This window comes from Amycolatopsis albispora, assembly GCF_003312875.1.
GTDB classification, from domain to species: domain Bacteria; phylum Actinomycetota; class Actinomycetes; order Mycobacteriales; family Pseudonocardiaceae; genus Amycolatopsis; species Amycolatopsis albispora.
Genome location: NZ_CP015163.1, coordinates 7518156 through 7541123 on the forward strand (window position 1 = coordinate 7518156; position 22968 = coordinate 7541123).

Genomic DNA, 22968 nt, shown 5'->3' on the forward strand with positions numbered 1-22968 from the left:
AGCGGAATTGGGCATCGAGCTTCCCGGCGAGCTGGCCGAGGTGGCCGCGGCGGTCGGGCTCGCGTGGCCGGAGGCGGACGAGGACGCGCTGCTGGAGCAGGCCGGGGCGTGGCGTGAGGCGGAGCGGCAGTTGTCCGCGCTCGCGTCGGAGGCGGACCTGGTCGCCAGCGAGGCGCTGACCGCGCTGTCCGGTGAGGCCGGCGAACTCGCGCGCCGGGCGTGGGCGGGGTTCGCCGACGCCGACACCGGGCAGCTGGTCGCCGCCGCCCGCGGGGCGGGGCAGGCCGCGCTGCGACTGGAGCACGCCGCCGCCGAGATCGGCGCGGCGAAGGTGGAAATGGTGCGCCAGCTGGTCGACGCGGCCAAGAACCGGGACGCCGCGCTGGCCGCGGCGGACGCCGGGCACCCGGCGGCGGCGCTCGGCGTGGACACCGTGCTGACCGGGGTGGCGGCCAATCTCGGAGCCGTGGCGGACAGGCTGACCACGGCGATCGGGCCGGGCGGTGAGGGGCTGGCCGCGGTCACCGAACTGGTCGACCCGAACCCCGGCGCGCACCTGGCGACCCCGGTTTCGCTGCCGGTTCTGTCCGAATTGGACGGTGTGGCGGAGGCAGGCGCGCAGGGCACCGGCCCGATCGCGCTGCCGCCCGGTGAATACCAGGGACTGCTGCCGCAGGGCGGTTTCGAGGACGTGCCGACGCCGCCGTCCGGGCTCGCGGCGTCGATGAAAACCGGGCCGATCGGCCCGCTGCCGGTTTCGGGCACCACCGCGGCCGGGTTCGCCGACGCCGCCCCGCCACCGCAGTTCGCGCCGCAGCCACAGCAGCCCGTGCCACCGGTGCCACCGCCGGCACAGCAGCCGTACTACCCGCCGCCCGCGTACCCGCAGCAGCCGTACGCGCCGCCACCGCCGGGCGCCTACCAGTGGGGCGGCCAACGGCCACCTCACCAGCAACCCCAGCATTACCCGCCACCGCAGCAGTTCCAGCCGCCACCGCCGCTCGGCACCCCGCGCAAGGAACGCGAGAGCATCGTCGCGTTGTTCCTGGTGCACATGTTCCCGATCGGGCACCTCCCGGTGGCCTCCGACAAGCCCGCGCGGCAGCTTCCGTTGCCCGCCAGGGGTTTCCCGCCGCACGACCATCCCGAGTCGCATCTGATGGACACCACCGAGGCGCTGGCCAGGGTGCGCGAAGGCCGGTGGCGGGTGGCGGGGCCGCCGGGGGAACCGCCCGCGCTCGACCCGGTGGTGGCCGAGATCGAGGACTGGCAGCCCAGCGATCCGGTGGTGCTCGCCGAAGGCAAGCTGCTCGACCGCTTCGGACCGGTCGAGGGCCGGGTGTTCGCCGCCGAAGGCACGCCGTACAACCGGCGCGGGCTCCCGATGTCGCACTACGACACCGGTTACCGGCGGTACCGCGTGCTGCGCCCGCTGCCGGTGTGGGCGAGCGGCGACCGCTACTGCGCGCTCTACGCGGCCGACGAACTGGTCACCCTCGGGTACCTGGCCGACATCACCTTCGAAGGGGAACAGGCGTGAACACCGACTCGATCGCCCGCTGGCTCGACACCCTCGGCGTGCCGCCCGAGGTGGTCTCGATCGGAGCCGAAGCGGACAACGCCTGGTGCCTGATGCGCGTCGAGGAGCCCGAGCCGTCGTGGGAGGTGTTCTGGCGCGAGCAGGGCAACCGGTACGACTGGGCCCGGTTCACCAACGAGCAGGTCGCCTGCCACTACCTGTTCGGCAGGCTGGCGTGGGCACAGGTGGCGCGGGGCGCGGTGGGCGTGCTGCCGGGGGCGCGGACTTAAATCGCTCGCTTGTTCGAGCTTCGCGGTGTCACGCTTCTTCGCATGACAACGTGGGAAATCAGGCGCGAAGGCGAGCTGGGACGGGCGGAGCACGCCGAGCTCGCGACCATGCTCCGAGCGGCGTATCCCGATTTCCCGTCGGCCTTCTCCGGCGAGCTGACCTGGTACGGATCACGGCCGGAGGCGCGGGTGATCGGCCGCGAAGACGGCCGGGTGATCGCGCACGCGGGGGTGCTGCGGCGGTTCGTCCGGGTGACCGAGGGCGGTGAGCCGCTGGAGGTGCTGGTCGGCAACGTGGGGCTGGTCGCGGTGCACCCGGAGGCCCAGGGCCGCGGGATCGGCCGTGAGCTGGGCACGCGGCTCGCCGCGCTGCTCGACGAGCTGGCCGTGCCGTTCGGGCTGCTGATGTGCGGGGAGCACTCGGTGGGGTACTACGAGGCGCTCGGCTGGTCGCGGCTGCCCGAGGTGCACGTGCGGTACCTCGACTTCGAGCAGCGCGATCCGTACCGGGTGATCGACGAGCAGTGCGCGACCACCATGGTGCTACCGGTCCGGGTACCGCTGCGGGCCTGGCCGACGGTGGACCGGCTGGACTGGGCCGGAAGCCAGGTTTAACGCTTCAAGACCCCAAGGGCGGCCTCGTGGAGCAGGCCGTTCGAGGACAGCGCCGAGCCCTGGTCGTACCGCGGGCGTCCGGACAGGTCGCTGAACCGGCCGCCCGCCTCGGTGACCAGCACCTGCGCGGCGGCCACGTCCCACGGGTTCACCACGGCCTCGGCGGCCAGGTCGATGGCGCCCTCGGCGACCAGGCAGTGCTGCCAGAAGTCACCGAACGCGCGGTTCTCCCAGCACGCGTCGGTGAGCGCGAGGTACGCCTCGCGGGAGTGGAACTCGACCCAGGAACCGAGGTGCGTGGTGGACACGTAGGCGTCTTCGAGTGACGACACGCTCGAGACGGAGATGCGGTGCTCGCCGTTGACGTCGCGCACCCAGGCACCCGAGCCGGTCGCGGCCTGCCAGCGGCGGCCCAGCACCGGCGCGCTGACCACACCGACCACCGGCTCGCCGTCTTCGACGAGCGCGATCAGCGTGGCCCACACCGGCAGGCCACGCAGGAAGTTCTTGGTGCCGTCGATCGGATCGAGCACCCAGGTCCGGCCGGTCGCGGCCGTTTCGCCACCGCGTTCCTCCCCGGCCACGGCGTCGTCCGGGCGTTCGGTGGCCAGCAGCGCGCGGATGGCGTCCTCGACCGCGGTGTCCGCGTCGGTCACCGGGGTGCGGTCCGGCTTGCTGTCCACCCGGAGGTCGAGCGCGCCGAAGCGGGCCGTGGTGATGGCGTCGGCGGCGTCCGCCAGCCGGGTGGCGAGCGCCAAGTCCTCGGTGAAGCGCGGCATGATCACGATCCTTTCATGGGCAGTGGTCGTAGAGTTGCTCAGGTGAGCACGGTTCTGCTGGCTGAGGACGATCCCGCGATCGCGGATCCGCTGTCGCGCGCGCTGCAGCGCGAGGGGTACACGGTGAAGGTGGTCGGTGACGGTCCGTCCGTGCTCGACTGCACCGCCACCGACCGGGTGGACCTGCTGGTGCTCGACCTCGGGCTGCCCGGCATGGACGGGCTGGAGGTGTGCCGCCGCCTGCGTGCCAGCGGCACCGAGCTGCCGGTGCTGATGCTGACCGCGCGCACCGACGAGGTCGACTTCGTGGTCGGCCTCGACGCCGGTGCCGACGACTACGTGGCCAAGCCGTTCCGGCTGGCCGAGCTGCTCGCCCGCATCCGCGCCCTGCTGCGCCGCCGCGCGCCGGACGCGCTGGAAGCCGGTGGGGTGCGCATGGACCTCGGCGCGCGGATGGTCACTGTGGACGGTCGTGAGGTGCAGCTGGCGAACAAGGAGTTCGAGCTGCTGCGGGTGCTGATGAGCCGGGCGGGCCAGGTGGTCAGCCGCGAGGAGATCCTCGCCGAGGTGTGGAACGACCTGGAGTCCAAGACCTCCAAGACGCTGGACATGCACATGTCCTGGCTGCGCCGGAAGCTGTCCCTCGCCGGGGAGGACGGGCTGACGCGGCCGGGCAAGCCCAACGACGCCGAGCGCCGGATCGCCACCGTGCGCGGTGTCGGCTTCCGCTTCAACGCCGAATAACCCGTGCGCCGCCGCATCCTGCTCGCCATCCTGCTGGCCGTCGCGGTCACCGGGGCCGCGCTCGGCATCCCGCTGGGCGTGACCGCGTGGCTGCTGGTGGACAACCTGAACGGCGAGGACCTGGCGGCGCGGGCGCAGGTCATCGCGGCCACCATCGACGACGACATCGCCGCCGGGCGCCCGCTCGAACTGGACAAGCTGCGGGCCGGGGTGCCGCCCGACGGCCGCCTGACCGTGCGGCAGCGGAACGAGGCGGAGAAGGTCTACGGCGTCGATCCGGGCCGTGATCCGGTGACCACCGTGGTGCCGATCGCGCGGGAGGGCACGGTCACCCTGGAGAGCCCGTCCGGCCCGCTGCGGACCACGCAAACCCAGGTCACGCTGGCCGTGGTGCTGCTGGTGGTGCTGTCGGTGGGCATCGGCACCGTGGTCGCCACGGTCACCGCGCGACGGCTCGCGCAGCCGCTGCGGCACGTCGCCGATCGGGCCGCCCGGCTCGGTGGTGGTGACTTCCGGCCCGATCCGAAGCGCTACGACGTCGCCGAACTGGACATGGTCGCCGAGGCGCTGGATTCCTCGGCCACCGCGCTCGCGCAACTGGTGCAGCGAGAACGGCAGCTGGTCGGGGACGTGTCGCACCAGCTGCGCAGCAGGCTGACCGCGCTGCAACTGCGACTGGAATCACTCACCCTGTACGGGGATCCCGAGGTGGTCGACGACGCCCGCGCCGCCCAGGAACAAGCCGACCGCCTGGCCGAAGCGCTCGACGAACTGCTCGAAGCCGCCCGTGCGGCGAGTGAGGTCGGTGCCGAGCCGATGGACCTGCCCGCCGAGCTGCCCGGCATTGCCGAGGAGTGGCAGCAGACGCTCAAGGCCGAGGGCCGCAACCTGCGCCTGCGCGTGGCCGAGGGGCTGATGGCCAGGGCCACGCCGAGCCGGTTGCGCGAGGTGATCGGGGTGCTGCTGGACAACGCGCTGCGGCACGGGTCCGGCACGGTCACGCTGGCCGCGCGGCGCGGGGACGCCGACGGCACGGTGGTGGTCGAGGTGCACGACACCGGGGCCGGCGTGCCGGACGAGCTGGCACCGCACATCTTCGAACGCGGCTTCTCCGGCGGTGGCTCCACCGGCGTCGGGCTGGCGCTGGCCAGGGCGCTCGCCGAGGCCGACGGCGGCAGGCTGGAGCTGTCGGTCAAGCGCCCGGCGACGTTCAGCCTGTTCCTGCGCGTGCCGCGCCCGGCGGACGCGGTCGCGGCGATGAACTGGCCGGGGGAACGCACGCCCCGCTGAGGTTCAGCGGGCGGGGAACTCGTGGACCTGGGCGCCTTCGGTTTCCTCGGGGTCGTCGTCGGCGTCCCGGCGGCGGTGGCCCAGCTCGTCCGGGAACACCCACTTCTTGAAGCCCCAGAACCGGAACACCATCGCCAGCAGCATGCCGATGATCGAGCCGCTGGTGAAGTCGGCGATCTCCTGCGCCCAGAACGGCACGTGCGGGACTTCGAGGTCGAGCACGTATCTGGAGACGTACAGCGGGACCAGGTTCACCGCGATCGCCACGCCGCTGATCAGGAAGAACAGCGCGGCCTCGTGGTGGCGTTCGCGGCCGCCCCTGGTGCGGAACGACCACTCGCTGTTGAGCACGTACGACACGATCGTCGCGACGATGATCGCGACGGCCTTGGCCGTGGTCGGCTTGGACTCCAGCACGGTCAGCTTGAGCAGGTACCAGACTCCGTTGTCGACCAGGAAGGTGGTGCCGCCGACAATCGCGAACTTCAGCAGTTCCCGGTGCTTGATCAGGACCGAGCGCAGCGGTTTCGGGACGCGACTGAGCACCGTCTCGACAATGGTCACACCCCGAAGTGTACGTAGCGTGCCGATTCAGGCGGCCCGGTCCTGGGGAATTCCGGGATCCGGCCGGGTCCGGCGGCGCGTCCGCGGCCGGGCGTCCGCCTCGGGAAAGACCCACTTCTTCAGCGCCCACCAGCGGAAGACCGTGCCCAGCAGGGTGCCGATGATCATTCCGCTGAGGAAGTCGGCGGCCTCCTGGGTGACCAGCGTGACGGACGGCACGCGGAGGTCGAACACATAGCGTGAGATGGCCAGTGGCAATGCGTTGAGCCCGAGGCTGATCCCGCTGATCAGGAAGAACAGCGCGGCTTCGTGGTGCCGCCGCCGTCCGCCTCTGGTGCGGAACGACCATTCGCTGCTCAGCACGTACGACACGATCGTCGCGACCAGCACGGCGATGCCCTGCGCGGTCACCGGATGCGCGGTGAGCACGGTGAACTTCAGCGCGTAGTTCACCGCCATGGTCAGCACGAAGCACACCCCGCCGACCAGCGCGAACCGCACCAGTTCCCGATGGCTGACCAGCAGCCGCCTCAAGTACCCCATAGTGCGGGGCACGCTATCGAACCGGTCCGGCTCAGAAGAACGGCCAGTCCCAGCGCGGTCCCGGGGTCACCGCCGGCGGAGCCGGTGGGTGCGGGTGCGAAGGCTTCTCCGGAGGCGATTCCGGCGGCGTTGTGGTGGTGGTCTCGCTGCTGGGCGGTGGTGTGCTCGACGGAGACGACGGCTTGTCGCTCGGCGACGGGATCGTCGGCTTCGGCTTCGAGGTCGTCGACGACGGCGGAGGCGTCACCGAGGACGACGGCGGGGTGCACTTGCGGCCCCAGCAGTCGACGCGCACGGTCTGCGTCTCCGTGTCCTTCCCCAGCGTCGCCGTGACCGTCACCGTCACGTCCTTGCTCGGCTGCTGCTTGTCCAGCAGCACCCAGATGTGCAGGCGGTCGCCCGGCTGCATCGGCTTCTTGCTGGTGCAGGTGGTGGTCCCGCCGTCGGTGCCGCAGGTCGCGCGGTAGGTCCCGAGGATCAGCCGCGCCGGGCTGCTCACCGTCACCTTCGCGGGCTTGATGGTCGGCCCGGCGTTCTGCAGGCTGATGTGCAGCACCGGGTGCCGCGCCCACGGGAAGGTCGAGGTCCACGCCTGGCTGACGGACAGCTTCACGTCGTCCTGCGCGGGCTTCACCGGCACCTTGACCGTCACCGGCACCGAGGTGCCCGACGAAACCGAGCCGGTGACCTGGCTTTCGTCGGCCGTGCCGTCGGCGACCAGCCGGAAGGTCAGCACCGCCTGCTGTCCCGGCTGCAACCCGGTACCCGTCGTGCAGGTCACCGTGCCGGATCCGCCGGGGCAGTTCACCTGCACCGGCGCGGGCGGCTCATCCGACGGCTGCTGCTGGGCACGCCCGGCCCCGCCGCCACCGCCGGGCATCTGCACCGCGCTCACGCCCTGCGGCAGGTTCAGCGTGACCGTCACCGGCTCCGACACCGAACCGCCGGTGTTGTTCACGGTGAACGGAACGTCCACCGGATCTCCGCCAGGGGTGAGTTCGAGGTTGGACGGCGGCGGGGTGGTGACGATGTTCGGTGCCTCCGGAGCGGGCGGCGGCTCGCTCGGCGGCGGCTCCGGCGCGGGCTCGGGCGCGGGTTCCGGCGCGGGCGGTGGCGCGGGCTCCGGTTCCGGGGCGGGCGGCGGTGGTGCGGGCGCGGGTGGCGCGGGCGGCACCACCGGCACCGCCGGCGGGTTCGGCTGAGGTTGTGGCTGCGGTGGCTGGACCTGCTGCACCGCGGGCGGCGGCTGCTCCAGCGCGGCCGGAATGGTCGGCCCACCACCCGAGGCGAGCGCCGCGGCGACCGCGGCCGCCACCGCCACCCCGGACGCGGCGACCCCGATGAACTGCCGTGGCCCGGACGCGGCCAGGTTCGCCGCCGCGCCACCACCACTGCCCGAGGACGCGCCAGCACCGGCACCCGCCGCCGCGGCACCGGCGGCGGCCGCACCCGCGGTCGCCCCGGAGGCCTTGGCCGCACCCGCCGCGGCCAGGTACGCGAACACCGCGCCACCCAGCACCAGCGGTGCGACGACCGCGCGCAAGGCGCCGTTGACGTCGGCGAGTTCGGCGGCCAGCGCCTGGCAGCGGTCGCACTCGTCGAGATGGGTTTCCACCTGCGCGCGTTCCCGTTTGGACAGACCGTCCCTGGTCCACGCGCCGAGCCGGTCGGCGGTCGCGCGGCAGCGTTCCGCCGAGGTCTCCGCGAGGTGGACCTGGAGGTACGCCTGCCGCAGGCCCTCGCGGGCGCGGTAGGCCAGCGCGGACACGCCGTTCGCGGTGAGCCCGAGCAGCGGCGCGACCTCGGCGGGCGTCTGCTGCTCGATCTCGGTGTGCCAGAGCACCGCCTGCCAGCGCTCGGGCAGGCGCGCGAAGGCCTTCGCGGCCATCGTGCGCTCCAGCCCGGCCAGCGCGGTGTCCGAGAACTGCACGGTCAGCGCCTCGGCGCCGACGGTGCTCATGTCCTCGTTGAGGTCGACCTTCTTGTCCTTGCGCGTCTTGTCGTACGCGGTGTGGCGCAGCGCGGTCAGCAGGTAGGCGCGGAAGGCGGTGTCGGGACCCTTGCCGGCCCGCAGCGTGTCCAGCACCTTGGCGAAGGCTTCGGAGACCAGGTCGTCGGCTTCGGCCGGGGACCGCGACAGCTGCCTGGCCAGGTTGTAGGCCGCGTTGACGTGCCGCTCGTACAACTGCCCGTACGCGGAAATCGTGCCCGCGCGCACCGAAGCGATCAGTTCGGCATCGCTCTGGCCGCTGACGTCAGCGGGTACGGTGGCCACGGTCCTCCCCTTCACAACCCGGCGGCGCTGCTCGCGCCGCGACCAGTGTGACTGAGGCACCCGGGAACGTCACGCGATGGGTGGCGCTGATAACCGGATCGGTCGAACCGCGTCACGCACGGCCGAGTTCGGCGTCCCCTCCCCGTCGGACCACCAGAACGAAGGGAACGCTGCGTTGACGGATGTGCTCGGCTGGCCGCCCAAGGCCACCGGCTCAGGCGCGCTCGGTGCCGACAGCCGTACGTTGCGTGATCGCTGGCGCACCGCCAGCCTGGCCGCCGGGTGGCGGTTCCCGAGTGACTGGGCCCTGCCCGAGGTCGACACGGTCTGCGCGGCGGTGGTCGGCGGCACCCCGCCCGAGCTGGCACTGGCCGGGCTCGGCCGCGCCCGTGCCGCCGCCGGCGCCGGGCTGGCCGAGACGCTGGCCGATCTCGCCGCCCTGCACGCGGTGCTCGCCCAGCCGGAGTGCGCCGAGGGGCTGGTGGTGCCCAATGTGGACGCCACCCCGTCGAACCTGCTGCGGGTGACCGCGATCGCCTGGGCCGATGTCGCGCTCGACCAGCTCGCCAAGGCCGAGGTGACCGACCCGCTGACCAGCCTGCCGACCGCCGCGTACCTGCGCACCCGGCTCGCCGAGGTGTACCGGGAGGCCGCGCGCCGCGGTGAGCCCGCTTCGCTGGACCACATGCTGCTCGTGGTCACCATGGACTTCTCGCTGCTGGCCGGGTGGCCGCGGCTGACCGGCATGATCCTGGTTTCCGACGCCGTCCGGCAGGTGTTCGACGGTGGTGAGAGCGTGGCCGCGCTCGGCCCGTCGACGGTGGCGGTGCTGCTCCGCCGTGACGGTGGCATCGCGCAGCGTGGGGTGCTGCTGCGCCGCGAGCTGCACGAACGGCTGAGCGTGGACGCCCAGCTGCACCAGGCGGGTGATCCCCGGATCCGGGTGCTGCGGCTGCCCGCCACCCACGACGGCGCGTGCGAGCTGCTCACCTCGCTGGGGCGCGCGTGATCCCCCGACCTGGCTGACCTGCGGGGGCGGTCGCGTGATTTGCTGGATGGGTGACCCAGCACGCGCCGCCCGCCACCGACGGCGAGTCCGCTCCACCGGCCCGCCACCCCCGGCTGGCCCTGCGCACCTCGCTCGCCAGGCTGTCCGTCCGGCCCCGCTCGATCCTGCTGCTGGCCGCCGTGCCGGTGATCGCGATCGCGGCCGGCGTGCTCGGCTGGCTGCTGGACTGGCGGCTCGGCGTGGACAGCGCGGTCTACCGGGCCGGGGCGCTGACGCTGCTCAACGGCGACCCGCTCTACGAATCGAACACGCTGAGCACCGAGCCGTGGTGGGCGCTGCTGCCGTTCACCTATCCGCCGACCGCGGCACTGCTCTTCGTGCCGCTGGCGATCATGCCGATCCAGGTCGCCTGGGGCGTGCTGACCGCGATCTCGATCCTGGCGATGGCCTTGTGCATCCGCATCGCGATCGGCTCGCTACCGCGGCCCGCGCCGGACGCCCCGCGCTGGTGGGCCTCCCCGGCCCGCGCCACGCTGGTTTTCTCGGTGGTGCTGCTCGGGCTCGAACCGGTCTGGCGCACGGTGTTCCTCGGGCAGATCAACCTGATCCTGATGGCGCTGGTGATGCTGGACGTGCTGGTGATCTCGGCTCGCGGGTCGCGCTGGGGCGGTGTGCTGACCGGGGTCGCGGCGGCGGTGAAGCTGACCCCGTTGATCTTCATCGCGCACCTGCTGTTCACCGGCCGCTGGAAGGACGCGCTGCGCGCCCTCGGCACCTTCGTCGCGTTGCAGGGGCTGATGTTCCTGCTGGTCCCTGGCGACGCCTGGCGGTACTGGACGCACACGCTGCCGGACACCGGCCGCATCGGGCCGCTGCACTGGGCGGGCAACCAGTCGCTCAACGGGCTGGTCAACCGCCTCACCGACCTGGCGCCGTGGGCTTCGACGGCCAGCCACGTGGTGGCCGCGCTGCTGGCCGCGCCCGCGGTGTGGCTGATGCTGCGCTTCCACCGGCGCGGGCAGCACCTGGCCGCGTTGCTGGTCACCGCCTTCTGGATCCTGCTGGCCTCGCCGGTGTCCTGGTCGCACCACTGGGTGTGGGCGGTGCCGCTGATCGTGCTGCTGGTCTCGCGGCTGCCGCGGACCACCCCGGCCGCGGCCTGGCGCCGCTGGGCGGTCGCGCTCGGCGTGGCCGGCATCTTCGTCAGCTGCGTGCTGCTGATCCTGCCGAACGGGCGCAACATCGAGCTGCACTGGGAGTTCTGGCAGTTCGTGCTGGGCAGCGCGTACATCCTGGTGCCGTTCCTGCTGGCGTTGCTGTTGTTCGTGCGCTGGCTCGTCTTCCGGCGACGGCGGCCGGAACCGGCTTTGGACGCGCATGTCGACGTTACGTCCGCGCGCTGACCTCAGGTGGTGGCCCGCCGCGGCGCTGGCGGGTGCCGCGCTCGCCGTCGGGGTCGCGGCCTGGCTGCTGAACTGGCACCTCGGGGCGGACAGCGCGGTGTACCGGGCGGGCGCGCTGACCATGCTCAAGGGCGAGCCGCTCTACATCCGTGAGCACCTGACCACGCTGCCGCCGTGGGTGCGGCTGCCGTTCACCTATCCACCGGCGGCGGCGCTGCTGTTCTCCCCGCTGGTGCTGGTGCCGCCGGGCCTGGTCTGGGGGGTGGTCGGCGCGCTGTCCGTGCTCGGCCTCGCCGCGGTGGTGAAGGTGAGCTGGCGCTCGGCGAGCTGGCCGGCGGTGGCCGGGCTGACCGTGGCGGCGTTCGCGCTGGAGCCGGTCTGGAAGACGGTGTTCCTGGGTCAGATCAACCTGATCCTGATGGCGCTGGTGATGCTGGACGTGCTGGTGATCTCGGCTCGTGGGTCGCGCTGGGGTGGCGTGCTGGTCGGGGTCGCGGCGGCGGTGAAGCTGACCCCGTTGATCTTCATCGCGCACCTGCTGTTCACCGGCCGCTGGAAGGACGCGCTGCGCGCGCTCGCCACCTTCGCCGTGCTCCAGGCGCTGATGTTCGCGGTGATGCCGGTGGACGCGGTGCGCTACTGGACCGAGGCGGCGTCGGATCCCGAGCGCATCGGCGCCACGCACTGGATCTTCAACCAGTCGCTGAACGGCATGCTCGGGCGGGCCACCGAGGTGGCGCCGTGGGGCATGCCGGTGGCGCTGGCGATCGGTGCGCTGCTGGCGGTGCCCGCGGTGTTCCTGGTGGTGCGGTACCACCGGCGCGGACAGGCGCTGGCCGCGGTGCTGGTGACCGCGTTCACCGCGCTGCTGGTCTCGCCGGTGTCCTGGTCGCACCACTGGGTGTGGGTGGTGCCGCTGCTGGTGCTGTTGCTGTCGAAGCGCCGGTACTGGCTCGCCGCCGCGGTGGCGGCCCCGCTGGTGGGTTGCCTGATCATGCTGGTGCCCAACGGCGGCACGACCGAGTTCGGCTGGGGCCCGGTGGAGACCGTGCTCGGCAACGCGTACGTGCTCGTCACCGCGGTCACGCTGGTCGTGCTGGCCGCGCGCGAACTGCGGCGGCCCCGAGAATTAGAGTAGGTACATCATGGACAAACGAACCGGACTGCCCATCGTGGGCATGGTGGGTGGCGGGCAGCTGGCGCGGATGACGCACCAGGCCGCGATCGCGCTCGGCCAGTCGCTGCGGGTGCTGGCCGCCGACGAGAACGACTCGGCCGGCCTGGTCGCCGGGCAGGTGGTGCTCGGCAGGCACACCGACCTGGACAAGCTGCGGGAGTTCGCGTCCACTGTGGACGTGCTCACCTTCGACCACGAGCACGTGCCCGGCGAGCACCTGCAGACGCTGACCTACGAGGGCGTGGTGGTCCGGCCCGGCCCCGACGCGCTGCTGCACGCGCAGGACAAGCTGGTCATGCGCGAGCGGCTGTCCTCGACCGGCATTCCCGGGCCCGCCTTCGCCCGGGTGTCCGATGTGGACGACCTGGTCGCCTTCGGCGGTGAGTACTCCTGGCCGGTGGTGCTCAAGGCCGCGCGCGGCGGGTACGACGGCCGTGGGGTGTGGGTGGTCGATTCCGCCGAGGAAGCCGCGAAGCTGGTGCCCGAGCTGCTGGCCGCGGGCACACCGCTGCTGGTGGAGCAGAAGGTCGCCATGCGCCGCGAGCTGGCCGCGCTGGTGGCGCGCTCGCCGTTCGGGCAGGGCGCGGCGTGGCCGGTGGTGGAAACCGTGCAGCGGAACGGGATCAACACCGAGGTGCTCGCGCCCGCGCCGGGGCTGAGCAACGAGAAGTGGCAGCAGGCGCAGGACCTCGCGCTGCGCATCGCGGCCGAGCTCGAGGTGGTCGGCGTGCTGGCCGTCGAGCTGTTCGAGACCGACGAGGGCCTGCTGGTCAACGAGCTGGCCATGCGCCCGCACAACTCCGGCCACTGGACCATGGACGGCGCGCGGACCTCGCAGTTCGAGCAGCACCTGCGCGCGGTGCTCGACTACCCGCTCGGCACCACCGACCTGCTCGCGCCGCACTGCGTGATGGCGAACGTGCTCGGCGCGCCGGAGTCCCCGCGAATGGGGCCGGACGAGCGCGTGCACCACCTGTTCGCGCGGTATCCCGACGTCAAGGTGCACCTCTACGGCAAGGGCGAGCGGCCGGGGCGCAAGCTCGGGCACGTCAACCTGCTCGGGGACGACCTGGACGACCTGCGTCACCGCGGGAAGCTGGCCGCGCACTGGCTGTCCCACGCCGAGTGGCTCGACGGCCACCAAATCCACTAGGAGATCACGCGAAATGTCTGCTGCTGTCGGCCTGATCATGGGCAGTGACTCGGACTGGCCGGTGCTCGAAGCCGCCGCCAAGGCGCTCGACGAGTTCGAGGTGCCCTACGAGGTGGGCGTGTACTCGGCCCACCGCACGCCGCGGCGGATGATGGACTACGCCGAGTCGGCCGCCGATCGCGGGCTGAAGGTGATCATCGCGGGCGCCGGTGGGGCCGCGCACCTGCCCGGCATGGTGGCGTCGGCCACGGTGCTGCCGGTGATCGGCGTGCCGGTCCCGCTGAAGTACCTCGACGGCATGGACTCGCTGCTGTCGATCGTGCAGATGCCCGCGGGCATTCCGGTGGCCACGGTCTCGGTGGGCGGCGCGCGCAACGCGGGCCTGCTCGCGGTGCGCATGCTGGCCGCGAGCGACGAGGAGCTGCGGGCGCGGATGGTCCGGTTCCAGGCCGACCTGGAGCAGCTGGTGCTGGACAAGGACGCCGCGCTGCGGGAGCGGCTTGGTTCCTAGCCCGACCTTTGTTACTGTCCGGTAACATGGAGCTGCTGAACCCGCGTACGTACGACCCCGCGCACTTCGACGCCGAGACCCGGCGCATCCTGCGCGCCACCATCGACTGGTTCGAGTCGCGCGGCAAGGCGGCGCTGATGGCCGACTACCACGCGCAGACCTGGTACGCGGAGTTCCTGGAGTTCGTCGCCAAGGAGCGCGTGTTCGCCACCCTGCTCACCCCGGCGGGCGAGGCGGGCGGCGACGAGAACAAGCGCTGGGACACCAGCCGCGTCGCCGCGATGTCCGAGCTGCTCGGCTTCTACGGGCTGAACTACTGGTACACCTGGCAGGTCACCATTCTCGGCCTCGGCCCGGTGTGGCAGAGCGAGAACGCGGTCGCCCGCGCGCACGCGGCGAACCTGCTGGAGTCCGGCGGGGTGCTCGCGTTCGGACTGTCCGAAAAGGAGCACGGCGCGGACATCTACGCCACCGACATGGTGCTCACCCCGGACGGTGACGGCTTTCGCGCCACCGGCGGCAAGTACTACATCGGCAACGGCAACGTGGCCGGCGTGGTCTCGGTGTTCGGCCGCCGCGCCGACGTGGACGGGCCGGAGGGGTACGTGTTCTTCACCGCGGACAGCGCGCACCCGAACTACCACCTGGTGAAGAACGTGGTGCCGTCGCAGATGTACGTCAGCGAGTTCCGGCTGGAGGACTACCCGGTGCGCGCGGAGGACGTGCTGCACACCGGGCCCGCCGCCTTCGACGCCGCGCTGAACACGGTCAACGTGGGCAAGTTCAACCTGGGCTTCGGCGCCATCGGCATCTGCACGCACGCGTTGTACGAGGCGGTCACGCACGCGCACGGGCGGCTGCTCTACGGCAACCGCGTGACGGAGTTCCCGCACGTGCGGCGGGAACTGGTGGACGCCTACGCGCGGCTGACCGCGATGAAGCTGTTCGCCGACCGCGCGATCGACTACTTCCGCACGGCCGGGCCGGAGGACCGCCGGTACCTGCTGTTCAACCCGATCACCAAGATGAAGGTGACCACCGAGGGCGAGCGGGTGATCGACCTGCTGTGGGACGTCATCGCGGCGAAGGGGTTCGAAAAGGACACCTATTTCTCGGCTGCCTCACGGGACATCCGCGGCCTGCCGAAGCTGGAAGGAACGGTCGCGGTCAACCTGGCGCTGGTGCTGAAGTTCATGCCCGCGTACCTGTTCAACCCGGCTTCGTACGACCCCGTGCCCACGCGCCAGGACGCGGCCGACGACGAATTCCTGTTCCGCCAGGGCCCGGCTCGTGGTCTCGGGAAGATCCGTTTCCACGACTGGCGGGAGCCGTACTCGCATTACGCGGAGGTGCCGAACGTGGCGCTGTTCCGCTCGCAGGCCGAGGCCTTCTGTTCCCTGCTGACCACGGCCGCGCCGGACGAGGCACAGCAGAAGGACCTGGACTTCCTGCTGACGCTGGGTGAGCTGTTCACGCTGATCGTCTACGGGCAGCTGGTGCTGGAGCAGGCGCGGATCGTCGGCGTGGACACCGACACCATCGACCAGATCTTCGACGTGCTGGTGCGGGACTTCTCGCGGTACGCCACCGAACTGCACGGACGGGCGTCGTCGACCGAGGCGCAGCAGGAATGGGCCCTTTCGCAAGTGCGCAAACCAGCCGGGGATGACGCGCGGTACGCCCGCATCTGGAACGCGGTCGAAAACCTGGCGGGCGCCTACGCTATGCATCCGTAGCGGGCAGCTGTTCCCGTAGTTTCCGTTTCAGGATCTTCCCGGCGCCCGAAACCGGGAGCTTGTCCACGAAGTGCAGCTCCCGCAGTCGTTTGTACGGCACCACGAGGTCGTTCACCGTCGCCATCAGGTCGGCGGCGGTGGCGTCCGCGTATCCCGGTGCCCGCACCACAAAAGCGACCGGCAGCTCTCCGGCGGCGTCGTCCGGCCGCCCCACCACGGCCGCGACGGCGACCGCGGGCTGGGCCGCCAGCAGCTCCTCCAGCTCCCGCGGGTACACGTTGTACCCCTTGTACAGCAGCAGATCCTTCTTGCGGTCTACAAGGGACAGATAGCCGTCCTCGTCCAGCAGGCCGATGTCGCCGGTGTGCAGCCAGCCGTCCACCAGCGCGGCGGCGGTTTCCTCCGGCCGGTGGTGGTAGCCGGTCATCACCTGCGGTCCGCGCACGCACACCTCACCCCGCGCGCCCGTCGGCAGCGGATCTTCCCCGCCTTCCGCGGCGACGATCTTCACCTCGGTTCCGGGCAGCGGCACCCCGACCGTGCCCGGCTTCCGCAGCCCCGAGCGGTACGCCGGCGCCGCGACCGCGCCCATGGTCGCCTCGGTCAGCCCGTAACCCTCCGCGACCACCGCGTTCGGCAGCCGTTCACGCAGCACCTTGATCGTCGAGACCGGCAGCGGCGCCGCCCCGGAGGTGACCAGCCGGACCGACGACAGGTCACGCGTGGCGAAGTCCGGCGCGGCCAGCAGCGCGGCGAACAACGCGGGCGCGCCGCCGATTATGGTGACCCGCAGCCGCTCGGCGTCGGCGAGGTAGGCGGCCGGGTCGAGCCGGTCGTGCAGGACCACGCTGTAGCCGGTGAGCAGCGGGGCGTTGAGCGCCGCGATCGTTCCCATGGCGTGGAACCACGGGGTGAGATTGATGGCCACCCCGGTGCCCAGCCGCACCGGCCACTCGTCGGCCGGGCCGACCTGGTCGAGCACCAGCTCACCGTCGGCGGTGCGCGCGGGCACGCTCCCGGTGGCCCAGGCGCAGTACTGCAGCGTGTTCACCACGACGTGCCGGTGCGGCAGCCGCACGCCCTTCGACCGGCCGGTGGTGCCGCCCGTGTAGGCCAGGTGCGCGAGCGTCTGGTGGACGTCGATGTCGATCACCGGGCGGTGGTCGCCGGCCTCCCGGTAGAAGGCGCCGAACTCGACCGCGCCCGGCGGCAACTCGCCGATCGGGTTGGCCACCAGCACCACGCGCACCTCGGTGCGCTCGAGCACGCTGGTGAGCGTGCCGGAGGCCGCGCCGCAGGTCACGGCCACCGCGGCGGCGCTGTCGGCGAGCTGCGCGGCCAGGTCGTCGGCGGGCAGCAGCGGGTTCGCCGGGGTGAAGGTGGCGCCGGCGAGCAGCGTGCCGTAGTAGGCGATCGGGTAGGACAGGCAGTTCGGCAGGTGAATGGCGACCACGTCACCGGGGCCGATGCCGTGCGCGCCGAGCGCGTTGGCGAAGCGGCAGGCGGATCGCCAGAGCTGCTCGTGGCTGAGCTGGGCGCCGCCGTGGCGGAAGGCGGTGCGACCGCCGTAGCGGGCGGCCGAGCCGGCCAGGATCGAGCCGACGGGAACCTCGGGACAGTCCAGGGAGCGCGGGAGACCCGGGGGCGAGGTGATCGACATCACTGAACCGTACGAAGAGTGCGAGCGACGACACAAGCTCCACATTGTGAACGAGCGCTAACATTGACAGTTGATCCCGCCAATGGAGATGAGGTGGCACGAGTGACTGAGGGCGCCGGGCTGTACCAGCTCGCGGAAGAACACGAGGAGCTGCGTGCCGCCGTGCGGGCGCTCGCGGAGAAGGAGATCGCGCCGCACGCCGCGGACGTCGACGAGAACGAGCGCTACCCGGTCGAGGCGGCCGCGGCGCTGGTGCGGTCGGGGTTCAACGCGGTGCACATCCCCGAGGAGTACGAGGGCCAGGGCGCCGACGCGATCGCCGCCTGCATCGTGATCGAGGAGATCGCCAGGGTCGACGCGTCGGCCTCGCTGATCCCCGCGGTGAACAAGCTGGGCACGCAGCCGATCCTGCTGTCGGCCTCGGAGCAGCTGAAGAAGAACGTGCTGCCGTCGATCGCCTCCGGTGCGGCCTCGGCCTCCTACGCGCTGTCCGAGCGCGAGGCCGGTTCGGACACCGCGTCGATGCGCACGCGGGCCAGGCTGGAAGGCGACACCTGGGTGCTCAACGGCACCAAGGCGTGGATCACCAACGCCGGTGAGTCCACCTGGTACACCGTGATGGCGGTGACCGATCCCGAGGCGGAGAAGAAGGCGAGCGGCATCTCGGCGTTCGTCGTGCACAAGGACGACCCGGGCTTCTCGGTCGGGCCGAAGGAGCGCAAGCTCGGCATCAAGGGCTCGCCGACGCGCGAGATCTACTTCGAGAACTGCACCATTCCCGAGGACCGCATCATCGGCGAGCCGGGTACCGGGTTGAAGACCGCGTTGCGCACGCTCGACCACACCCGCCCGACCATCGGCGCGCAGGCGCTGGGCATCGCCCAGGGCGCGCTGGACGCGACGATCGAGTACGTGAAGGACCGCAAGCAGTTCGGCCGGTCGATCGCGGACTTCCAGGGTGTGCAGTTCATGCTGGCGGACATGGGCACCAAGATCGAGGCCGCGCGGCACCTGGTCTACGCCTCGGCCGCGGCTTCGGAGCGCGGTGACGCGCGGGCGGGCTTCATGGCCAGCGCGGCGAAGTCGTATGCGTCGGACATCGCGATGTCGGTGACCACGGACGCGGTGCAGCTGTTCGGCGGGGCTGGGTACACGCGCGATTTCCCGGTTGAGCGGATGATGCGGGACGCGAAGATCACCCAGATTTATGAGGGGACGAACCAGATTCAGCGGATGGTGATGGCTCGGGCTCTGTTGAAGGGCTGAGGCTTTCCGCGGGTTCTTTGAGGGCCCACCCCGGTTTTTTAGTGTGACTACGGCGGGGGCTCCGTTGTCAAGGCGGGAAAGATGCCTTGACAACGGAGCCCCCGCCGTGTTTTTGGCTTTGGGCCGGGGATGGGGGAGGTGAGGGTGGGATCGTTGGTTCCGTTCTGTGGCCGGGTCCCGTTTGTGCCCGGGTGGCGGAGCGGGTTCGGTTGGGTGGCGGTTTGCACGCCGGGTGGCGGAGGTGTCACGAATGTGGCTTTCGAGACGTTTGGCGTCTCGAAAGCCACATTCGTGACATCCCCTCCGGGTGAGGGCGTGTCAGGGGCTCGCCGAAGGGTCCGTGCCCAGTAGGCGGTGTGCTTCCAGCGAAAGTTGCATTTCGAAGCGCGCCTCCGGGTTGTTCAGCCGGTCTCCGAACAGTTCCGTCAGCTGGTTCAGCCGGTACCGCACCGTCTGCGGGTGGATGTCCAGCGCCTCCGCGACTTCCGGTGTGCTGCCCCGGTGCTCCAGCCAGGCCAGCAGCGTGCCACCCAGGCGAACCTGCTGCTTCGGCGTCAGCCCGGCGATCGGGGCCAGTGCGTGCTTGCTCAGTTGCCGCAGCAGGAACTCGTCCGAGAGCAGCAGGAGTTTCGCGAGGTGGTCGCCGCTGCGGGTGATGGGGGCGTCCGGGAGGACGCCGCGGTGGACCAGGTCGAGCGTCCGCCGGGCCCAGTGCAGGGAGGTGGCGGCCTCCGCCAGCGGCACGTGCGGGCCCGAGGCCGCGCGCCAACCGTCCAATTCGGACTGCAGGATCGGCAGGTCGCGTGCCGGGTCCGGGGTCAGCAGGTAGGGCTGCGAGCCTTCGAGGTCCAGCAGCACGTCCGCGTGCACGGCCGGTGTGTGCGGCCGATCGATGCGCGCCTCCAGCGCCACCAGGGTTACCGCCTCGGGCACGGGCCATTCCGCCGCCGCGGCCATCGCGGTGATGGTCTGCGTGGACGACGACGGCGTGGCCAGGATCCGTTCGAGCAGCCGCTGCCGGCGACGCTCCAAAGTGCCCGCCGCGCGGGCCTGGGCCATTGTGTAGCCCTCCACCGAATACGCCGAAATCTCGTCCACGAAAGCAAAAATCGCTTCCGCGCCGACGCAGAGCATGGACGCGGGCAGCCTCAGTTTCTGGCCGAACGCCGAAACGTAGCGCCACGCCGCCCGGCCGCCGACGCGGTAGGCCGACTGCAGGGAATCCAGGCTGCGTCCGTCGTTGTACACGCGCCGCCCGATGCCGCGGAACAGCTCGTCCCATTTCTGCTGCGCGGTGCCCCGGCCCTCGATGCTGTCGATGCAGTTCAGCACCGCGCGCTCGATACCGAGCGTGATCACCTTGCCGAACTGGCCCTCCAGCGGCTGGGCGTACTCGGGCACCGCGCGCTGGATCTCCTCCAGAATGGTCCTGGCCAGCTGGTCCGAATGCGGCCGGAACCGCCGCGCCACCTCGCCGGGCAGCGAATACCACAGGCTCTGCGAATGGCTGGGCTGCCCGTCGAGCACCGCCGGTACCTGCTGCCTCACCGCGCTCTCGCTTGCCGGGTGCATCTTGCCCCCTTGTGCTCGCAGTAGTTTTCCACGCTGATCACATACCGCGCCTGGGGTATGCACTCACGGTCAGATCCGTTCTGGCAACCCTTGTGTCCGATGCCTCACGAGAACTTGTCAGCGCCCGAGTGCGGCGGCAACGATCTTTGTCCGATTTTGCCAAACGCCACCCTTTCGGGGGTGTGGTAGTTGCGCTGTGTGGTCGTCTGCGCCGGGGTGAGCAAGGCCGCCGGAGAACTTGTGCGCCGGGTGACAAGTGGGAAACGCACACCTTCTCCGCGTTGATTGCCGACTGCTACCTTCCGATCTCCGAGGTCCGGCCTGGGAAAAGCATTCCGCCGGACACCTTTCGCGAAACATATTCACTTTTGGCGAGGAGGTTTTCGCGCGCATGATCCGCCGGGTGAAATGGGGTGCCTGCCTCGCTGTGGTGCTGCTGCTGGCTCCAGTGGCACCGGCCACCGCACTGGCCACCACCGACGGCTTCACCACCAGATTCACCACCGTGCCCGCCGCCGACGGGATCGGCCTCGGGGCGATGGTGCTGGAACCTCGCGACCCCGGCCCGCACCCCGTGGCCGTGTTGATCAGCGCGTGGGGTGGCGGCGCGACGCAGAACGTCATCCCGGCCAAGAACCTCGCCGACCGCGGATACGTGGTGGTGGCCTACGGGACCAGGGGTTTCGGTGAGTCCGGCGGCGAGGTCGAGGTGGCGGGACCACCCGACATCGCGGACGTCTCCACCGTGATCGACTGGGCGCTGGCCAACACCGACGCCGACCCGGCGCGCATCGGCGTCGGCGGGGTGTCCTACGGCGCCGGGATCGGGCTGATCGCGTCCGGGGCCGACGCCAGGATCAAGGCGGTCGCCTCGCTCAGCGGCTGGGCGGACCTGGCCGGTTCGCTTTCGCAGAACGAGACCCGGCACGGCCTGGCCGGACTGGTGCTCTACCTCTCCGGAAAGGCGAACGGCACGCTCAGCGCGGAAACCGAAGCGATGCTCACCAAATTCCTCACCCCGCACATCTCCGACGCCGATTCGGCCGCCATCATCGAATGGTCGAAACCGAGATCGGCGAGTGCGCACCTGGCCGCGATCAATGCCAACCGACCGGCCGTGCTCACGATTCAGACCTGGAGCGAAACGGTATTCCCGCCGGACCAGATGGTCGCGCTCTACCACGGTCTCACCGGGGCGAAAAGGATGGAATTCCTGCCGGGTGACCACGCTTCTGCCGAATCCGGCGGCCTGCTCGGCCTGCCCAGCGAAACGTGGAACTCGGTGTACCGCTGGTTCGACGCCCACGTGGCGGGCACCGACGACACGATCACCCGCGAACACCCCATCCTCACCCGTGCCCGCCCTGGCATGCAGCAGCCGGAGTCCTTTCCGGACTGGACGGCCGCCGTCGGTCGTCCGTCCAGGTGGGAACTGGCCGCCGCCGAGCTGACCACCGGCCGCGACACGCCGGCCAACGGCGGCCTGCCGCTGGCCACCTACAGTCTCGAAGCCCTCTCCGGCGAACCGCCGACCGTCTTCCTGCCGCTGGTGAGCAGGCGCGACGCGGCCGTCTGGCAGCAGGCGCCGAGAACCACGCCCATGGCCATCCGCGGCGCGATGACCGCGCGGTTCACCGCCACCCCGTCCACACCGACCGGCACGGTGGTCGCCTACGTGTACGACGTGGACCAGTTCGGCGTCGGCAGACTGATCAACTATCTGCCCTACAGCTGGAAGAACGCCGAACCCGGCCGTCCACTGAGGATGGACCTGACCTTCGCGCCGACCGCCTACACCGTGCCCGCCGGGCATCGCGTCGCACTGGTCGCCGACACCAAGGACCCGCTCTTCCTGGACTGGACCACCGAGGAGGGCAGGCTCGCCTTCTCCGCCCCGTCCTGGCTCGACATTCCGACGAAGGGAACGCAGGGATGACCGCCTTCTCCACACTGCGCGCCGGCGGGCTCACCTGGGACGCGCTGCCGCTGCGGTTGTTCGACAAGGGCAACGCCAAGTTCTGGAACCCGCGCGACCTGGACTTCGACCAGGACGCCAAGGACTGGGCCGCGCTCTCGGACGAGCAGCGCTTCGTCGCGACCATGCTCTGCGCGCAGTTCGCGGGCGGCGAGGAGTCCGTCACGCACGAGATCCAGCCGTTCATCGCCGCCATGCGGGCCGAGGGCCGGTTCGGCGACGAGCTGTACCTGACCCAGTTCTGCCTGGAGGAAGCCAAGCACACCCAGGTTTTCCGGCTCTGGCTGGACGCCGTCGGGGTGGACGGCGACCTGCACGCCCACGTCGAGAACAATCCGGGCTACCGCGCGATCTTCTACGACGAGCTGCCCACCGCGCTCGGCCGCCTGGTCGACGACCCCAGTCCGGAGAACCAGGTACGCGCTTCGGTGGTCTACAACCACGTTGTCGAGGGCGTGCTGGCGCTGACCGGCTACTTCGTCTGGAACCGGGCCTGCCGCGCGCACCGCATCCTGCCCGGCATGCAGCAGCTGATCCGGCACATCGGCGACGACGAACGCCGCCACATGGCCTGGGGCACCTTCACCTGCAGACGCCACGTCGCCGCCGACGACCGGAACTGGGACGTGGTGAAGGAGCAGATGCATGCACTGCTGCCCCACGCGATCGCGCAGATCGAGTGGACCACGCGGCAGTTCGACGGCGATCCCTTCGAGCTGCGGCTCGGCGGGGTCATGGACTACGCGGCCGGGCACGCGATGCGGCGGCTGCGGGCGATCGAGGCAGCACGTGGCATGCCGGTGGACCGAATTGACCTCGACTACAGCCCGGAACGACTCGAGGAGGAGTTCCGGGCCGAGGACGAGCAGGCGCTCGGCGACTGAGCG

Annotated in this window: 20 protein-coding genes; 14 read left to right on the forward strand and 6 right to left on the reverse strand. The window is 71.0% G+C overall.

Annotated features, from left to right (window positions below):
- Nucleotides 1-7: 7 nt before the first annotated feature.
- From A4R43_RS35710 to A4R43_RS35720, 3 genes are read left to right on the forward strand one after another with little or no spacing between them, the layout of a single operon-like run.
- A complete protein-coding gene (locus A4R43_RS35710; RefSeq protein ID WP_113696114.1) occupies nt 8-1540 on the forward strand; it encodes a TNT domain-containing protein in 1533 nt (510 codons plus the stop codon).
- Nucleotides 1537-1809, forward strand: a complete 273-nt coding sequence (locus A4R43_RS35715; protein WP_113696115.1) for a hypothetical protein — start codon at nt 1537-1539, stop codon at nt 1807-1809. The genes A4R43_RS35710 and A4R43_RS35715 overlap by 4 nt, the downstream gene beginning before the upstream one ends.
- Nucleotides 1810-1851: 42 nt before the next feature.
- Nucleotides 1852-2424, forward strand: a complete 573-nt coding sequence (locus A4R43_RS35720) for a GNAT family N-acetyltransferase (RefSeq protein ID WP_113696116.1) — start codon at nt 1852-1854, stop codon at nt 2422-2424.
- Here the strand turns inward: A4R43_RS35720 and hisN are convergent.
- Nucleotides 2421-3203, reverse strand: a complete 783-nt coding sequence (gene hisN, locus A4R43_RS35725) for a histidinol-phosphatase (RefSeq protein ID WP_418190770.1) — start codon at nt 3201-3203, stop codon at nt 2421-2423. The two genes, A4R43_RS35720 and hisN, sit on opposite strands and share 4 nt — an antisense overlap.
- Nucleotides 3204-3218: 15 nt before the next feature.
- Here hisN and A4R43_RS35730 point away from each other — a divergent pair, with 15 nt between their 5' ends.
- The gene (locus tag A4R43_RS35730) at nt 3219-3947 is read left to right on the forward strand and encodes a response regulator transcription factor (protein ID WP_113696118.1); all 729 of its coding nucleotides are present in this window, start codon (nt 3219-3221) and stop codon (nt 3945-3947) included.
- A gap of 3 nt (nt 3948-3950) precedes the next feature.
- Nucleotides 3951-5237: an ATP-binding protein gene (locus A4R43_RS35735; protein ID WP_113696119.1), complete on the forward strand. Its 1287-nt coding sequence runs from the start codon at nt 3951-3953 to the stop codon at nt 5235-5237.
- Nucleotides 5238-5240: 3 nt separating this feature from the next.
- On the opposite strand, the gene A4R43_RS35740 is transcribed toward A4R43_RS35735, so the two are convergent.
- From A4R43_RS35740 to A4R43_RS35750, 3 genes are read right to left on the reverse strand one after another with little or no spacing between them, the layout of a single operon-like run.
- Entirely contained in the window at nt 5241-5801 is a 561-nt protein-coding gene (locus A4R43_RS35740) for a GtrA family protein (RefSeq protein ID WP_113696120.1), read from the reverse strand.
- 27 nt (nt 5802-5828) lie between these two features.
- Nucleotides 5829-6344: a GtrA family protein gene (locus A4R43_RS35745; protein WP_113696121.1), complete on the reverse strand. Its 516-nt coding sequence runs from the start codon at nt 6342-6344 to the stop codon at nt 5829-5831.
- A gap of 31 nt (nt 6345-6375) precedes the next feature.
- On the reverse strand, nt 6376-8619 hold the full coding sequence (locus tag A4R43_RS35750; protein ID WP_113696122.1) for a sigma-70 family RNA polymerase sigma factor: 2244 nt from the start codon (nt 8617-8619) through the stop codon (nt 6376-6378).
- A gap of 184 nt (nt 8620-8803) precedes the next feature.
- On the opposite strand from A4R43_RS35750, the gene A4R43_RS35755 reads away from it, so the two are divergent.
- Genes A4R43_RS35755 through A4R43_RS35780 form a run of 6 tightly spaced genes read left to right on the forward strand, consistent with a single transcriptional unit; the run spans nt 8804 to nt 15608 of the window.
- The gene (locus A4R43_RS35755; protein ID WP_236809306.1) at nt 8804-9628 is read left to right on the forward strand and encodes a GGDEF domain-containing protein; all 825 of its coding nucleotides are present in this window, start codon (nt 8804-8806) and stop codon (nt 9626-9628) included.
- 50 nt (nt 9629-9678) lie between these two features.
- Nucleotides 9679-11031 carry a glycosyltransferase 87 family protein gene (locus A4R43_RS35760; protein ID WP_113696123.1) on the forward strand — a complete coding sequence of 451 codons (1353 nt, stop codon included), beginning with the start codon at nt 9679-9681 and terminating at the stop codon, nt 11029-11031.
- Entirely contained in the window at nt 11006-12169 is a 1164-nt protein-coding gene (locus A4R43_RS35765) for a glycosyltransferase 87 family protein (protein ID WP_113696124.1), read from the forward strand. The genes A4R43_RS35760 and A4R43_RS35765 overlap by 26 nt, the downstream gene beginning before the upstream one ends.
- 7 nt (nt 12170-12176) lie before the next feature.
- On the forward strand, nt 12177-13361 hold the full coding sequence (locus A4R43_RS35770) for a 5-(carboxyamino)imidazole ribonucleotide synthase (RefSeq protein WP_113696125.1): 1185 nt from the start codon (nt 12177-12179) through the stop codon (nt 13359-13361).
- Nucleotides 13362-13374: 13 nt separating this feature from the next.
- The gene (purE, locus tag A4R43_RS35775; RefSeq protein ID WP_113696126.1) at nt 13375-13872 is read left to right on the forward strand and encodes a 5-(carboxyamino)imidazole ribonucleotide mutase; all 498 of its coding nucleotides are present in this window, start codon (nt 13375-13377) and stop codon (nt 13870-13872) included.
- A gap of 26 nt (nt 13873-13898) precedes the next feature.
- Entirely contained in the window at nt 13899-15608 is a 1710-nt protein-coding gene (locus tag A4R43_RS35780; protein WP_113696127.1) for an acyl-CoA dehydrogenase, read from the forward strand.
- Here A4R43_RS35780 and A4R43_RS35785 read toward each other — a convergent pair.
- Entirely contained in the window at nt 15595-17268 is a 1674-nt protein-coding gene (locus A4R43_RS35785) for a class I adenylate-forming enzyme family protein (protein ID WP_113696128.1), read from the reverse strand. The two genes, A4R43_RS35780 and A4R43_RS35785, sit on opposite strands and share 14 nt — an antisense overlap.
- Nucleotides 17269-17388: 120 nt before the next feature.
- Between A4R43_RS35785 and A4R43_RS35790 the strand changes: the two genes are divergently transcribed.
- On the forward strand, nt 17389-18534 hold the full coding sequence (locus A4R43_RS35790) for an acyl-CoA dehydrogenase family protein (protein ID WP_472240954.1): 1146 nt from the start codon (nt 17389-17391) through the stop codon (nt 18532-18534).
- Between the two features lie 318 nt (nt 18535-18852).
- Here A4R43_RS35790 and A4R43_RS35795 read toward each other — a convergent pair whose 3' ends face one another.
- On the reverse strand, nt 18853-20106 hold the full coding sequence (locus A4R43_RS35795) for a PucR-like N-terminal domain-containing protein (RefSeq protein ID WP_113696130.1): 1254 nt from the start codon (nt 20104-20106) through the stop codon (nt 18853-18855).
- Between the two features lie 391 nt (nt 20107-20497).
- On the opposite strand from A4R43_RS35795, the gene A4R43_RS35800 reads away from it, so the two are divergent.
- Together A4R43_RS35800 and A4R43_RS35805 are read left to right on the forward strand one after the other, a co-directional pair.
- Nucleotides 20498-22042 (forward strand): CocE/NonD family hydrolase, encoded by a 1545-nt coding sequence (locus tag A4R43_RS35800; protein WP_113696131.1) that lies wholly within the window; start codon nt 20498-20500, stop codon nt 22040-22042.
- Nucleotides 22039-22965, forward strand: coding sequence for a R2-like ligand-binding oxidase (locus A4R43_RS35805; RefSeq protein WP_113696132.1), 927 nt, complete (start codon nt 22039-22041; stop codon nt 22963-22965). Before A4R43_RS35800 ends, A4R43_RS35805 begins: the two co-directional genes overlap by 4 nt.
- Nucleotides 22966-22968: the final 3 nt, after the last annotated feature.